The following is a 12,627-nucleotide window of genomic DNA, read 5'->3' on the forward strand; positions in this document are numbered from 1 at the left end:
GATCAGGCCGCCGCTGGTTGGGTCCGCACTTTTGCGGACCTCCAATTCCAAGGCAGCAAATCATCGATCCGATGGGCCGGATAGGCGGGCAGTTGGGCGAGGACGTGGGCGAGCCAGGCCTGAGGGTCGACGTCATTCAATTTGGCGCTGGCGATCAGGCTGTAGAGAACGGCAGCGCGCTGTCCGCCGCGATCGGAACCGCAGAACAGCCACGACTTTCTGCCGAGAGCGATGCCGCGCAGGGCTCGCTCGGCAGCATTGTTCGACAGGCAGATCCGCCCATCGTCGAGGAACCGGGTGAAGGATGACCAGCGGCGCAGCATGTAGTTGAAGGCCTTGGTCAGATTGTGTCCGCGAGAGAGCTTGTCGCGCCTCTCGATCATCCAGCGCTCGAGCTCGGTGACCAGCGGCGCGCTCCGCTCTTGGCGCACGGCGTGGTGTTGGCCTGGCGACAGGCCGTTGATCGCGCGCTCGATATCGAACAGGGTATCGATTCGCTTCACGGCCTCAACCGCTAGCGGATAGACCAGGTTGGGCTTCTCGCCGTGCGCCTTCTTGCGCGCCGCCGCTTCGATATCGGCCAGCTCGAACACTTTGCGCCGGCTGTGGGCCCAGCAGCTGGCTTCCAGAATAGGCGCCGGCTGACGGCCCGTTGCATAGAGATCCCCATAACCGCCATAGGCATCGGCCTGCAGGATGCCGCTCCAGCCGGCGAGATGCGCTGCGGGATGTTCCCTTCGACGATCGCGGGAATAATAGAACACCGCCGCCGGCGGATCGGCGCCGCCGAACGGTCGGTCATCGCGCACATAGGTCCATAATCGGCCGGTATCGGTCTTGCCCTTGGCCAGGACCGGAACCGTCGTATCGTCGCCGTGCAGACGTGAAGCGGCCAGCACATGGGCTTCGAGCCGCTTGAACAGCGGCATCAGCGCCGCGGCGCCGGCGCCGACCTGGTCGGCCAGGGTCGACAGGCTGAGCGGCACGCCTTCGCGGGCATAGCGTTCAGCCTGGCGGTTGAGCGGCTGATGCTGGCCGAACTTCTCGAACAGGATCATCGCCAGGAGGCCGGGACCGGCCCAGCCGCGCGGGGTGACGTGGAACGGCGCTGGAGCCTGGCTGATCGCCTCGCAGTCGCGGCAGGTGAACTTCTCCCGCACGTGCTGGATCACCTTCCATTGCCGCGGCACCACCTCCAGCGTCTCGGTGATATCCTCATCCAGCTTGCGCAGCCGATGACCGCCGCAGCAATGGCAAGCGGTCGGCGCCGGCTCGACCACGCGTTCGCGCGGCAGGTGCTCGGGAAATGGCTGGCGCGCCGGTCGTTTGCGCACATAAGGCGCCACCTCGGTGGTCCGGGCCGCTGCCTGTTCGGCGGCGATCTCGTCTTCCGTCGCCGTGCTCTCGAGTTCTTCGAAGGTGAGTTCCATCTGGTCGTGCAGGCGGGCGGAACGTTCAGAACTCTGACCATGCAGCGCCCGCTGCAGCTTGCGGATCGTCAGATCCTGATGTGCGATCAGCGCCGCATCATCCGATGCCTTGGCCCTGGCGACCGCCAGTTCGGCCTCGACCAGCGCAGCGCGCGCGGCCTCGTCTTCGGCTCTGGCCAGCGCCGCGGTCAGCGCTGTTCTCAGCGCGCCGATATCGTCCGGAACAGCATCCAAGGCGGTGGCAACCATGCTCTGGAGTGAATCATAAAACGCGTTCGCTGACTCGCGGAAAATGGCGCAAACTCAAAGAAAAACTCAGCCCGCGCGCTGGGGGCGGAACGTGTGACGCGGGTTGCGCCAATCGATCCCGTCGAGCATGTAGGCGAGCTGCGCCGGTGATATGGAAACCGTACCGTCCGCCGGCGACGGCCATAGAAACCGGCCCTTCTCGAGCCGTTTTGCATACAGCGACATGCCGAGCCCATCATGCCAGATAACCTTGATCAGATTGCCGCTGCGGCCGCGGAAGACATAAAGATCGCCGGCATGCGGATCCCGGCCCAACGTCTCCTGAACCTGCAGAGCGAGGCCTTGCATCCCGCGACGCATATCGGTCCGGCCGACCGCCAACCAGATCCGCACCTGGCTCGGAACCGGGACCATGAAACGCCCAGCGCCTTCACCATCGCCGCCGCCAGTGTCGGCGGCGTGGTTAGCGGAATCCGCAGCCGCACCTTGCCAGCGATCTCCAGCTCGATCACCGCTGGGGGCGCCGCCGGCACCGAAGCGGCGACAGGCTCATCGGGAACCACGACGACTTCGGCAAAGCCCGTCTCGCGGGCTCTCAGCGTGCGGCGCCACTTATAGATCAGGCTGGTTGCGACATCGTACTGACGCGCCACCGCCGCCACCGTGGCCCCGGGCGCGAATGCCGCGGCCAGTATCCGGCACTGATCCTCTTCGCTCCAACGACGACGGCGCTCCGGCCCGGTCAATAACGTCACTTGGCTCATGCTGTGCTGCTAACTACGCTCGTAAGGACGACCTTAAGAGCACAGCCTCGCTACCGTGCCATACTCGCGCAAGGCGGCCTTAGCCGGAGGCGTACCTCTTGGCGGGCATCAGCCATTCCTCGTTGATAACGAGGGGCCTCATGCCCGAGGGACTGACCCATGCGCGACTACGCGACCGTGGCCATGCATTGGTCTGCCATCGATGTGATGCGTAACCGTCAAACAGGCGCCATTGAAAAGAGAGATCCCAACAATCCTGTCGAAACAACGGAGCTGTGGACCTTCACTCGCGAGACTGGGCAACCATGGCTGCTATCTGCGATCCAGGAAACGGCCAATTGAAACGCAACGACGCCGGCTCCTATCGCCCAATGCCTAAGCGCCGACCTTCTCACGGAACGATTCGGCATCTTCCGCATTGCGGTTCCGGGACCAAAATTAGGAGAAACTGATATGAAAAGAGTAATAATCGCGGCGGCAGTTTTCGCTGTTCTGGGTGTGAGTTCACAAGCCCAGGCGATCGGATGTCTGTCGGGTGCCGCAGCGGGCGGCGTGGCTGGCCACTATGCCGGCCATCACACGGTGCTCGGAGCCTTGGGTGGGTGTGTGGTGGGTCACCAGCTCCATAAGAAGCAGAAGCGTAAGAAGCAACTGCTGGAGCAGCAGCAAACTTTACCCTCCCAGCCGGCTGTCAAAAAACAGACAGCTCAATAACGCTCGTGCTGATGACGCATGCATTGGAGGGCATCATGGATCGTCCTTTGTACTTTTTAGCGGAGTTCTTCTCAAGGCCGCCTGGCTTCTACGTCATGCTCGGGGCAGCAGTCACTTGCGCGGCGTTCGCCAGCTCGTCCGTTGGAAGCTACACCCTGTCCATATCAGCCATTGCGTTAACCGGCGTCGTTCTGATCCAGAACAGCCGTGACACTCGCGCGATGCAGGCCAAGTTGAACGAAATTATCGTGGCTCTGGACAATGCGCGAAACGAGGTAGTCGGTCTCGAACATGCTTCGCACGCGGAAATTACCGCTGAGATCGAGAAGATCGAGCGGAACGCTGCGCTTTCGAACAATCGGTGAGACCTCAAATGAGAAGCTATCGGGTCGACGAAATGGTAGATGACACCGTGCGAAAGTCGCATGCAATCAAAGCGCCGACGCCGTTCGAAGCTGCGGGAAAAGTCATTAGCCAAACCGTGAAGCTAACCAAGCAGCCTGAAGGCGACTGGGTGAGGGTCACGGACGAAGAGAAAGGGCTGGTTTTCGGCTACATTGCGACGCCATGATTTGAAGCGCGCGACAATTTCCGGACCAGGTCGCGCTATTTAATTGGAGATAAGGGGCGACCTGCCGGCCCGACAGGTCGCCGCTCCTGAGATGCGATTAGCTTAGTATGTCTACCGCGCGGGCAGCTACCAGCGCGAGTGTCATAAGCGACACTGCTGCTTCGGCCGCCATCAGGAGTTTGGCCCGGGCCGATAGGGGCATCGTGTCTGTAGGGGAAAACGCCGTCGCGTTGGTAAAGGACACAAAGAAATAGTCCACGAAGCCAGGTGACCAGTCTTTAGGGCGGTCGATACTCATTGCCATTTGGGGAAATAGAAAATCGACGGTGGACTGGGGAACCATGCCTCTTGATGCGGGCCCGCCCCTATCGATGCTCCAGTACCACAGCGCGAAGACAATCACATTGGTCGACCAGATATTCGCCGCGTCGATCAACAGCGACCTGGCGTCCCCAGCGTGACCGCCGAGCAAAGCGCGCAACAGGAAATACAGGGCGACGAAATTCATGAAGGTGATGATGGCGGTCAGCACCAACGCCGCGCGGCGGATTAAGCGACGCGTGCGCGTCGCAAGTTGGAGATGCATTTCTGTCGTGGCGTTCTTCACCTGATTGTGCACCCAGGCCGTAGCAAATGCGCATTGACCAGCTCGACCGTGGAGAAGAAACGAACCCGCTTGTGATGATGCTCGATCGCCTGGATAAGGTTCGCCGAAACGCTATACGTGCGCTGGGCATCGCGGCGCCCGATGACGCCACCGCGGATGTCCTGGGAGAGCTGCAGTTTGAATTGCGTCGAGTGCCGACGATATGGACCTCGTGACTTCATGAGCCTTCTCCGTTCAAGGCCCATCGAGCGTATCAGTTTTTTTAGGCCCCCCTGGTCCAGCCGCAGGGGTTCACTCCATTGCCGGGTCAGTTCCTAGTGAAAATCAACAAAGTGTCAGCGCTCCGGCTCGGTCGAACACAATCGATGCCCGCTTGGATAACGGGACGCACACGCAACAACACGCGAAGCTCACTCAGGATTTCATTTTACCAGCCGCTTTCGAATCGACAGCAATTCCTGCCGGCGCTTTGCGGTCGTCCTCGGGAAAGTCATTTTGAGTCCTTCGAGCGTATCGAGAACGATTTGCGATACGATCAGCCGGGCGTTCTCTTTGTCATCGGCGGGGACGACATACCAGGGGGCGTCGCTGGTGCTCGTCGCACTAAGACATTCCTCGTAGGCCGTCATGTAGTCCTTCCAGAATTTCCGCTCCTCGATGTCAGCAACGCTGAACTTCCAGTTCTTTTCGGGCTCATCGATACGCTCAAGAAAGCGCTTTCGCTGCTCCTCCTTCGAGAGATGAAGAAAGAATTTGATGATGCGTGTTCCATTGCCGGAGAGGTGCCTCTCCAAATTCGTGATCGAACGATACCGGTCGTGCCACACCGTCTTCTCGTCGCGCAAAGCATCGGGGAGCCCCTCGCTGCGAAGAATCTCTGGATGGACGCGGGCGATCAGAACCTCTTCGTAATAGGACCGGTTGAAGATGCCGATCCGACCGCGTTCCGGCAGGTCACGGGTCGTGCGCCAGAGAAAGTCGTGTTGCAGTTCGGCGGGGCTGGGATGCTTGTAGCTGAATACCTGGCAGCCTTGCGGATTGACCCCCGACATCACGTGCTTGATGGCGCCATCCTTTCCGGCCGCATCCATCGCCTGAAAGATCATAAGGATGGCATAGCTATTGGATGCGTAAAGAAGCTGCTGTTGCGCGCTCAGTTGCGCAACATGGTCAGCCAGAAGTTTGTGATATTGCTCCTTCGACTTGTAGACGGGCTTGATTGAAGTCGGCCATTTCTTGAGATTGACATTGTCTCCCTCCTGCACGCGAAAGTATTTTGAATTGATTCTCATCCTTTTCCTTTCGCCGCGGCTGGCACATCGATCGGTTTTCCTTGGCGTTGTTCGTGACGAAGGTGAAATCCCCCTCCACGATGCGTGGCATCAGATCCCAGTCGGTTTCGCCGCTGAGCCCAAGCCAGCTGACATGGTTTGCTTCATGTCCGCGCACCTGAGCGACAGCAACTAGGGACGTATGCAGGCACTCGTCGATCAGGAACTTCACGAGGCCACGCGTGTCTTCGAACTCGTAGACGGGTGTGGATCTCCTTGCAGCACCATGTGCTTCGACGACTTGGCTTTCAGCCCCATCTCGGAGAGCTTCTTTGGTCGTCCGCGCGTTGGATGAGCAGCGACCCAGATTCTCGCAAGCTCAATCATCCGTGGCGTCAGAATGGGATATCCCTCGAGAATCTCCGTCTCGCCGGCACCTTGCGCAAGCATCGCCGTGATCATTCGCACAGGGATGCGGGTTCCTTTGAAGACCGGCTCTCCGCCCATCACCCCCTTAACGCGGCCGATGGCGGCCTCCGCTTCATCGAGATCGACTATGCGTGCCTTAAGCTGCTTGCGCGCTTCAGCGACGTCGACGATCAGCAAATCGTCGGCCTTGACAGTCTTGGCCGTTGGGGCAGCCTTAATCTCCTCGAACAGGCGACGTCGACGATCAGCCGGGAGTGTCGAACCGACGCCATACCAGAGCTTGAGGCGCAGCAGACCTTCCCCGGTCAGCGCCCGTCGGACAATCCCGCCGGCACGTCGACCAGTTTCCGGCACCGTATCGACAATGCGTTTGTCGATCGCGTTGTGAACGGCCTTGATGCCGATCCCGCTGACGGCTGCCGCCTCTGCAGGCGTGTAAATGCGAACTAGCGCACCCATAATTGTTCTCCTTGTGAAGAACAATATAGGCGCTTGGTCTCTCTTCGTAAAGGCTGGTTGCTACCTGACCCCGTGCATCCATATTTCAGGAGCCCTGATGTACCCCGATTGAGAAGGCCGAAGCCTCATACGGCCGGCCGGCAGCCATCTAGACGCGGCCGCCGAAATCGTCTGACATTCCGGTTTCTGATTCGTCCTCTTCGTCATCGCCAGCGAATGCTGGCAAGATGTTCCCAACCAGCAGCTTGTCCTTGCTGAGCAGTCCGGCGTCTTCGAGCGCTTCGAAGTCGGGCAGGTCGCGCAGCGTGTCGAGCCCGAAATGCGACAGGAAGGTCTTGGTCGTAACATAGGTATAGGGCGCGCCTTGTGTGGGACTGCGAGGGCCGGAAGCGATGAAGTCCTGTGATCGAAGGATGCCGATCAGGTCGCGAGAAACCTCCTTGCCGAAGAAGGACGACAGCTCGGCACGAGTGATCGGCTGGAAATAGGCGATGCACATCAGCACCAGGCTTTCCGACTCCGACAGGGGTCTTTTTTCACCACCGCCGGCACCCTGGCCGGTTGCAGCGCCAAATGCACCCCGGATGGCGTCGGCAAAGTTCTTCCGGGTGCGGTGCTGCCAGCCGCCGGCAACGGAGACCAATTCGTAGGGACGTCCACGCAATTCGTCGCGGATCTCGTCAATGATGAGATCGATGTTGCAGTTTTTGCCGACCACGCGCGCGAGCACACTACGTGTGACCGGCTCGCTCGCGGCGAAAATCACGGCTTCGACCCGGCCCATCCACTCGCGCCACCGCAGCTCCGGCGGCAGATGCTCGAGCTCGGTGTCCAGAAGCACGGGCTGCTCGCTTTCCTTTCGGCGCGTCGCGGATTCTGCCATCGCTACAGCCCGTAAAGCCGGAAGGAAGAGCGGCCGGACAACTCCCGCACAGCCTCGAACTTTTGCAGCCGCTCGAACAGGCGCCGTGCCCCGAAGCGCGACAGGTTCTTTGTTGTCAGCGAGCCGGAGATGGCGTCTTCGTTGAGCAGCAGAAAAATCACCTCGCCAGCGCCCTTGGCGCGCAGCTTTGGCGCTACCGCCATGAGCCTTTCGGCACGGCGCGACACCTCGGCGGCCAGCCGGCAGGCATCCGCCGCCGCTTGAACCAGCGCAACGCAAACCGCGCGCTCAAAACTTTTTTCGCCGGGTCGGATGCGCTTGCCGCCAACCTCGCAGCGAAAAGCCGGACCAAAGGCCTGAGCCATCAGCAGCGGCACCGGCCGCGGCCAGCGCAGGCTTTGCGCCAGCACCAGGTCGGCGAGCCACCAGGCAAAAAGCTCGGCATCGGAGCGCAGGGCGACGACGTGGGCGGCGATCGCCGCGGCGGCGAACGGCGCCGGCCGCCGCGACCGCGCCAGTTCCTCGATTTGCGTGCAAAGCGCAGCCAGTGCTGTGGCATCCCAATGGAGCCCGAGCAGATCGACTATCTTTTCAAGCCGATCAGCGCTGGCGAACGGCGGCTGCAGCGCCAGCTGCCGCCATGCGCCGAAGATGGCGCCGGCGGGACCGGGATCGGCGCCGGCCGCGCGCAGATGCCAGGCGTCGCGCAAGGCGGCTGCGTCCTCGGCGCGGCCGGCCAGCCGCATGCTGGCGGCGGCGCTGTTGAGCGCCAGCCGCTGGCGCCAGGCACCGGCCCAGCTGGCTTGCGCCCGAGCAAGCGTGTCGAGCGGAGCCAAGGCGGCGCCGGCCTGGAAAGCGGCGGCGGCGTCGTTGGGCGCGCCGCCGCCGGCGAGCGCCCAGGCCGGAACGGTCGGCGGCGCGAGGGGACTGGCGGTCGCGGGGTCGAGGCGAATCATGATTTGAGCGTAGAGCGCCGGTGCGCTTTCCGCCATCGATTTCGCGCCAAAACGCACAGCCTGTCCGCGCACAATAACGAACGATAATGTTGCATTATCGCTCATTATGAGGCCTAGTGCCGAAATGGCTGCTGTCGGTCATCCTAGATCGCTGGAAAGCCCGCATTTTCGCGGTTTCAGGCGTCGTTCTCGCCCTTATTCGGTGGATTCTCACCCCAATTGAGTGGACAGATCGGCCAGGATCGGCGGATTTGGAGCGGTTTTCTTGAGACTGCGCGCTAGGTCAGATCCGCCTGTTGGCTGCTAACCATCTGAATTCCTTGTTTTCGTAGCTGACGCCGGTGCGCAAAGGCGCGCTTTGTCACGTAGTCTCACTTTTTCCGACTCGGAATCACGTGGTCTCACGAAATCCGCTCCGCCCGCCGAAACAGGACCAAATCGGGGCGTTTCCTGTGCACCGGTGCAGGTCCGTCAGGGTGCCGGGCTCGAAACGACCAGTTTTGTCCCTCTTCGGCCAAAGCGGCCTCATGGGCTCGATTTGGCCCCTTTCGATTCCTCGGACACGTCCGGAGGCCTCGATCGCGCTCTACGGGGCTGCAAATGGGTCGATAATACACGTCACCAAAGGAACCTTTTCTGACACATTGCACTATTGCAAAAAACGGCCCAAATTGTCCCCGCAAATGGCCAAACCGCGCACCCAAGCCACACCCCCTCCCCGCGCCCGCCGCCTGATCGGCTATGCTCGGGTTTCCACCGAGGACCAGCTCAACGACGCCCAGGTCGACGAACTCAAGGCCACCGGCTGTCATATGGTTCACCAGGAGCACGGCTCCGGCGCATCGCGCTCCCGGCCGGTGCTGGCGAAGCTGATGCGCGAGATCGCCGCCGGCGACGTTCTCGTCGTCGTGCGGCTCGACCGCCTCGCCCGCTCGGTCAGCCATCTGCTCGAGGTCATCGAGCAACTCGAGGCGCGGGGCGCGCACTTCCGCTCGCTGCGCGATCCGATCGACACGTCGACGCCGCAGGGCATGTTCTCGCTGCAGGTGCTCGGCGCCGTGGCGCAGCTCGAGCGTGCCCTGATCGCTGAACGCACCAAGGCGGGCATGAAGGCGGCCAAGGCACGCGGCAGGCTTGCCGGCAACCCCGGGCTTCGCGAACGCCGTCCCGAAGCTGTCCGGGCGATCGCGGCAGCGCGTGAGCGCGCCTATCTCGACGATCTCATCACCTCGGCGCAGACCTGGCTGCCGACCGTGCGCCGCTTGCGGCCGCAGCACAGCTGGGACGACGTGGTGCGGGTGCTGAACCGGAAGGGGCACAGCTGGACGATCGAGCGGCTGCGGCGCGCGGTGCATCGGCTGGTGCGCGAACACATCGCCGAACCGGCGCTGATCAAACGCGCCCCTCGCCGCCCGCCGGAGGACCGGCTGATGACGTTGGTCGCCGGAATTGCGCTCGCCGATCCGGATCTTACTCTGCTCGAGATCGGCGCACAGCTGGAACGGATGCATGAACGCACGCCCCGCGGCGCTCGCCAATGGCAGCCGTCGTCGGTCAAGGCGCTGCTGGATCGAGCCCGGCGGCTCGGTCTCGTGGTGCCCGATCAAGGGCCTCAGTCATGAGGCGTGCCAACGCCCGCTCGCGCACGGTCCGTGCGGCGCCCTGAACGGCCCTCCATTGGGGACTGGCGAGGATTTCTTCGGCCAATGTACGGTACTCGGCATCCGATCGGGGCGCGTATGTCGTGGCGGGGCGCTCGACATTCCGGGTCTGCGGCACGACCCGGCCTGTGGCAGACCGCGACAGGTCGCCCGCCGCGAATTTTTCCGCCAGGAAGAAAGGCGGCGGCCCGATGCGGCTTCTGGCATCGGCCAGATCCAGCAGCTGTGCAATTCCGAACAGGGTCAACATGCGGCTTGGCAATGAGGCAGTGGCGAGCGGCTCCTCGCGATCGGCCGGCATGTCGTTGCCGTTCAGGCGGGGATGCCCCAGCCATGCGATGAAGGGCTTTCCGCCCGCCTGCGATGACGACCACAACAATCGCGCGGCCCGCATGATGTCTTTGGTCGCCGTGCCCTGAGGCCCCTCCTCGATGGCCAATGTGACGATGTCCGTAAGCGCCAGGAGGAAGCTTTGCCGTTCCGAAACGACCCTATTCGCGCGCCCGAAAGACACGGGAGCCGAACAGCTCCGGCAAACGAGACGCCCCCTCCCCTCTCGGCAATCGAAGCGAAATCCCGTACGGGCGAAGCAATGGCCGCACAAGTCCCGCAGCATGGTAAGATGCCGGGGGCAGACGATTGCTTCAACCCGAGACCACGCGCGGCGAAGATAATGATCCCGGCCGCCGGCGTGATCCTCGTCGAGGCAAGCACTACAGACGCCCTGATGCCAGCGATCCTGGATGTACCAGTTGAGGCCGCGCGCCTGCCGGCGTAGCGCCATCCGAGCAAGTCGGCCCGCATCCATCCGGCAGGCGCGGGCCCAGCGTGTGATCATTGCATCGCCGGGATCGAAGTCTCGACCGATCAGATCGCCTCGCCGCCCCGGATCGATGTCCGCGTCGAGCCAGCTTTCAACTTCGAGCAGCGTGCATCCGTAGCGACAGGCCACACGCCCCTGCCAGGAGGAAAGCAACTCGTCGTCGAATGGCCGGGGCGCGAGGGGCAGGACGCGCACCGGCCTCACCGGCTCGCCCGGTGCCGCAGTCCCTTTTCCATGTGGCGTGTCATCGACACAAGCGGCAGGACGAGATTGTCGCCGTCGAAACTGTCGATGGTGATGCACTCACTGCCGCTGCGGACCGCCTCAACCGCCACCGTCTCCATCAGGCCAAAGATCCGGGAGGTCATGCCGTCGGTCAGATCGAGCACTTTTCGGCGGACAGCCGTCGTTGCCAAATCCGAGGGACGGCGCAGCGGCAGGATCCCGCTCAGGCTCGTCAAAAGCTGGGAAACCTGGAAGTCATCTGTCCAACGCTCAAGGTGGAAGGCCTCGAAACGCTCGGCAAGCTGGGGGTCGGTCAGCAGCGCGTGCCGGGCCGCCTCGGTCCCGGCGCAGATCAGTGGAACCCTCAGGTCATTTGCCAGAAACCGGATGATGTTGAGAAAAATGCGCTGCTGGCGGAAGCTGCCGGCAAGCATCGAGTGGATTTCGTCGATGATCAGCATGCGGGCGCCCATGCTGCGTAAAAGGCTCCGGCAGACCTCCTTCAGACGATAGGTGGAGTCCGTCATCGGTCCCGGTGCGCCGAGCGCGGTAAGAAGTCCGCCATAAACGTCCCGTTCCAACGGTTCGGGCGGCATCTGCATGGCCACGACGGGCATGCTGGTGATGCCTGTGCCCCGATCGAAACAGGCCGGATGATTGCGCAGGAATTTACGGATGATCTTGGTCTTGCCTATACCGGTGTCGCCATAAAGCAGAAGGCAGGGCATGCGGTCGCGCGCAGGATAGGACAGCAGGTCCTCCAGCCGCGCCAGCACTGCCCGCGCCTGGGCGGTTTCCAGCCAGCGGTCGGCCCGGATCCAGGCGATCCTTTCGGCATCGCCAAGAGCGGCATGCGAGCGATAGGCGGGGAGCAGATGCTGGTAGTCGCTCAAGACCATTCTTCCACGACCAACGACGGCAGATCGGTATCCCATTCTTCGCCGTGGTCGGTTTCCGGGGCGGCAAAGCTCCTGTTTTCGGTCGCCATCAAGGATCGGTCGCGGCGCTCGGCATGCCGGCGCGCGCTCCTGGTCCTATGTCCGGCTGCGTCGACGAGCTGCCGCTGCTTTTCGACCGTCTCGAAAATAAGCTGCTCGTCCACCGCCTTGACGCCGCGCTCCTTCAGCGCCGTGCGGGCAAGACGATGTTCGCCGAGTGTAATGCGCGGCCGCCTGAGGTCGGCAAACCGGACCGGCCAGTTCGTGCCGTCGGGGCCTTCCACAAACACGCATGACAGGTCGCGCGGATCATATCTGACGCGCATCCGGCGAGGAAACCGGCCTGCCCATGGACTTAACACATCGTCCCAATAGCGAAGTCCGAACAGATGCACGCCATCGCGTCGGATGCCGCGCTCCTCGAAGGGCAGGAAATCCTGGAGAAAGCGCTCGCGGTCATGGGGCAGCCGCAAAGGATGGCGACGTGCCTCAACGGCATCGTCCCATGCGCTGGCGGGCGGCAGATGCAGGCTGCTGTGGATCTCCGCATGATAGCGACCGACAATCTGCAGCGCGAGCCACCCTTCCAGTTCGTCGAGCGTCATTGCGGCATGTTTTTGCGGATCGTAGGTGCCGCGCGCGGCGAT

15 protein-coding genes and 3 pseudogenes are annotated in these 12,627 nt (G+C 62.4%); 6 read left to right on the forward strand and 12 right to left on the reverse strand.

Translation table 11 applies throughout. The features are described 5' to 3' along the window. Positions 1-2: 2 nt before the first annotated feature. From tnpC to tnpA, 3 genes and pseudogenes are all read right to left on the reverse strand, one after another. Positions 3-1,679: an IS66 family transposase gene (gene tnpC / locus BPNPMPFG_RS41155; RefSeq protein WP_258599344.1), complete on the reverse strand. Its 1,677-nt coding sequence runs from the start codon at positions 1,677-1,679 to the stop codon at positions 3-5. A gap of 66 nt (positions 1,680-1,745) precedes the next feature. Beyond that, entirely contained in the window at positions 1,746-2,093 is a 348-nt protein-coding gene (tnpB, locus tag BPNPMPFG_RS41160) for an IS66 family insertion sequence element accessory protein TnpB (protein ID WP_258599345.1), read from the reverse strand. A gap of 20 nt (positions 2,094-2,113) precedes the next feature. After that, a pseudogene (tnpA, locus tag BPNPMPFG_RS43560) lies at positions 2,114-2,443 on the reverse strand (IS66-like element accessory protein TnpA); the annotation flags it as partial. Positions 2,444-2,608: 165 nt separating this feature from the next. Between tnpA and BPNPMPFG_RS41170 the strand changes: the two are divergent. From BPNPMPFG_RS41170 to BPNPMPFG_RS41185, 4 genes and pseudogenes are all read left to right on the forward strand, one after another. Further along, a pseudogene (locus tag BPNPMPFG_RS41170) lies at positions 2,609-2,785 on the forward strand (TIM44-like domain-containing protein); the annotation flags it as partial. Positions 2,786-2,896: 111 nt separating this feature from the next. After that, entirely contained in the window at positions 2,897-3,157 is a 261-nt protein-coding gene (locus BPNPMPFG_RS41175; protein ID WP_258599349.1) for a hypothetical protein, read from the forward strand. Positions 3,158-3,192: 35 nt separating this feature from the next. Continuing rightward, complete coding sequence (locus BPNPMPFG_RS41180) at positions 3,193-3,522, forward strand: low affinity iron permease family protein (protein WP_258599350.1); 330 nt, start codon at positions 3,193-3,195, stop codon at positions 3,520-3,522. An 8-nt stretch (positions 3,523-3,530) separates the two neighbouring features. Further along, positions 3,531-3,728: a hypothetical protein gene (locus BPNPMPFG_RS41185; RefSeq protein WP_258599351.1), complete on the forward strand. Its 198-nt coding sequence runs from the start codon at positions 3,531-3,533 to the stop codon at positions 3,726-3,728. 97 nt (positions 3,729-3,825) lie between these two features. Here the strand turns inward: BPNPMPFG_RS41185 and BPNPMPFG_RS41190 are convergent, their stop codons facing one another. Next, entirely contained in the window at positions 3,826-4,335 is a 510-nt protein-coding gene (locus tag BPNPMPFG_RS41190; RefSeq protein WP_258599352.1) for a hypothetical protein, read from the reverse strand. A gap of 26 nt (positions 4,336-4,361) precedes the next feature. Between BPNPMPFG_RS41190 and BPNPMPFG_RS43565 the strand changes: the two genes are divergently transcribed. Then, positions 4,362-4,550 carry a hypothetical protein gene (locus tag BPNPMPFG_RS43565; RefSeq protein WP_413776988.1) on the forward strand — a complete coding sequence of 63 codons (189 nt, stop codon included), beginning with the start codon at positions 4,362-4,364 and terminating at the stop codon, positions 4,548-4,550. 207 nt (positions 4,551-4,757) lie between these two features. Here the strand turns inward: BPNPMPFG_RS43565 and BPNPMPFG_RS41200 are convergent, their stop codons facing one another. The 5 genes and pseudogenes from BPNPMPFG_RS41200 to BPNPMPFG_RS41220 all read right to left on the reverse strand — a co-directional run bounded on the left by BPNPMPFG_RS41200 (position 4,758) and on the right by BPNPMPFG_RS41220 (position 8,333). Continuing rightward, positions 4,758-5,627: an ADP-polyphosphate phosphotransferase gene (locus BPNPMPFG_RS41200; protein ID WP_258599353.1), complete on the reverse strand. Its 870-nt coding sequence runs from the start codon at positions 5,625-5,627 to the stop codon at positions 4,758-4,760. Between the two features lie 25 nt (positions 5,628-5,652). Then, positions 5,653-5,838 (reverse strand): annotated as a pseudogene (locus tag BPNPMPFG_RS41205) (DUF5615 family PIN-like protein); the annotation flags it as partial. Continuing rightward, the gene (locus BPNPMPFG_RS41210) at positions 5,835-6,494 is read right to left on the reverse strand and encodes a DUF433 domain-containing protein (protein ID WP_258599507.1); all 660 of its coding nucleotides are present in this window, start codon (positions 6,492-6,494) and stop codon (positions 5,835-5,837) included. The pseudogene BPNPMPFG_RS41205 and the gene BPNPMPFG_RS41210, both read right to left, overlap by 4 nt. Before the next feature lie 148 nt (positions 6,495-6,642). Then, positions 6,643-7,377 (reverse strand): SMC-Scp complex subunit ScpB, encoded by a 735-nt coding sequence (gene scpB / locus BPNPMPFG_RS41215; RefSeq protein WP_258599354.1) that lies wholly within the window; start codon positions 7,375-7,377, stop codon positions 6,643-6,645. A 2-nt stretch (positions 7,378-7,379) separates the two neighbouring features. Then, positions 7,380-8,333 (reverse strand): DUF1403 family protein, encoded by a 954-nt coding sequence (locus BPNPMPFG_RS41220; RefSeq protein WP_258599508.1) that lies wholly within the window; start codon positions 8,331-8,333, stop codon positions 7,380-7,382. A gap of 683 nt (positions 8,334-9,016) precedes the next feature. Between BPNPMPFG_RS41220 and BPNPMPFG_RS41225 the strand changes: the two genes are divergently transcribed. Then, entirely contained in the window at positions 9,017-9,955 is a 939-nt protein-coding gene (locus tag BPNPMPFG_RS41225; RefSeq protein WP_258599355.1) for a recombinase family protein, read from the forward strand. Here BPNPMPFG_RS41225 and BPNPMPFG_RS41230 read toward each other — a convergent pair. The 3 genes from BPNPMPFG_RS41230 to BPNPMPFG_RS41240 are packed head-to-tail and all read right to left on the reverse strand — an operon-like array spanning position 9,888 to position 12,585. After that, a complete protein-coding gene (locus BPNPMPFG_RS41230) occupies positions 9,888-11,012 on the reverse strand; it encodes a TniQ family protein (protein ID WP_258599356.1) in 1,125 nt (374 codons plus the stop codon). The two genes, BPNPMPFG_RS41225 and BPNPMPFG_RS41230, sit on opposite strands and share 68 nt — an antisense overlap. A gap of 5 nt (positions 11,013-11,017) precedes the next feature. Beyond that, the gene (locus tag BPNPMPFG_RS41235) at positions 11,018-11,941 is read right to left on the reverse strand and encodes a TniB family NTP-binding protein (protein WP_258599358.1); all 924 of its coding nucleotides are present in this window, start codon (positions 11,939-11,941) and stop codon (positions 11,018-11,020) included. After that, a complete protein-coding gene (locus tag BPNPMPFG_RS41240) occupies positions 11,932-12,585 on the reverse strand; it encodes a Mu transposase C-terminal domain-containing protein (RefSeq protein ID WP_258599509.1) in 654 nt (217 codons plus the stop codon). Before BPNPMPFG_RS41240 ends, BPNPMPFG_RS41235 begins: the two co-directional genes overlap by 10 nt. Between the last annotated feature and the right edge of the window lie 42 nt (positions 12,586-12,627).

The sequence above is a fragment of the Mesorhizobium sp. AR07 genome, assembly GCF_024746815.1.
In the GTDB taxonomy this organism is placed as follows: domain Bacteria; phylum Pseudomonadota; class Alphaproteobacteria; order Rhizobiales; family Rhizobiaceae; genus Mesorhizobium.

What these genes read in the sequence shown, in the direction of transcription:
- BPNPMPFG_RS41175 (WP_258599349.1), top strand. Translation starts at nt 2,897, where the DNA reads ATGAAAAGAGTAATAATCGCGGCGGCAGTTTTCGCTGTTCTGGGTGTG.
- BPNPMPFG_RS41200 (WP_258599353.1), bottom strand. Translation starts at nt 5,627, where the DNA reads ATGAGAATCAATTCAAAATACTTTCGCGTGCAGGAGGGAGACAATGTC.
- BPNPMPFG_RS41180 (WP_258599350.1), top strand. Translation starts at nt 3,193, where the DNA reads ATGGATCGTCCTTTGTACTTTTTAGCGGAGTTCTTCTCAAGGCCGCCT.
- BPNPMPFG_RS41240 (WP_258599509.1), bottom strand. Translation starts at nt 12,585, where the DNA reads ATGACGCTCGACGAACTGGAAGGGTGGCTCGCGCTGCAGATTGTCGGT.
- BPNPMPFG_RS41210 (WP_258599507.1), bottom strand. Translation starts at nt 6,494, where the DNA reads ATGGGTGCGCTAGTTCGCATTTACACGCCTGCAGAGGCGGCAGCCGTC.
- BPNPMPFG_RS41220 (WP_258599508.1), bottom strand. Translation starts at nt 8,333, where the DNA reads ATGATTCGCCTCGACCCCGCGACCGCCAGTCCCCTCGCGCCGCCGACC.
- BPNPMPFG_RS41225 (WP_258599355.1), top strand. Translation starts at nt 9,017, where the DNA reads ATGGCCAAACCGCGCACCCAAGCCACACCCCCTCCCCGCGCCCGCCGC.
- scpB (WP_258599354.1), bottom strand. Translation starts at nt 7,377, where the DNA reads ATGGCAGAATCCGCGACGCGCCGAAAGGAAAGCGAGCAGCCCGTGCTT.
- BPNPMPFG_RS41185 (WP_258599351.1), top strand. Translation starts at nt 3,531, where the DNA reads ATGAGAAGCTATCGGGTCGACGAAATGGTAGATGACACCGTGCGAAAG.
- BPNPMPFG_RS43565 (WP_413776988.1), top strand. Translation starts at nt 4,362, where the DNA reads ATGCGCATTGACCAGCTCGACCGTGGAGAAGAAACGAACCCGCTTGTG.
- BPNPMPFG_RS41235 (WP_258599358.1), bottom strand. Translation starts at nt 11,941, where the DNA reads ATGGTCTTGAGCGACTACCAGCATCTGCTCCCCGCCTATCGCTCGCAT.
- tnpB (WP_258599345.1), bottom strand. Translation starts at nt 2,093, where the DNA reads ATGGTCCCGGTTCCGAGCCAGGTGCGGATCTGGTTGGCGGTCGGCCGG.
- tnpC (WP_258599344.1), bottom strand. Translation starts at nt 1,679, where the DNA reads ATGGTTGCCACCGCCTTGGATGCTGTTCCGGACGATATCGGCGCGCTG.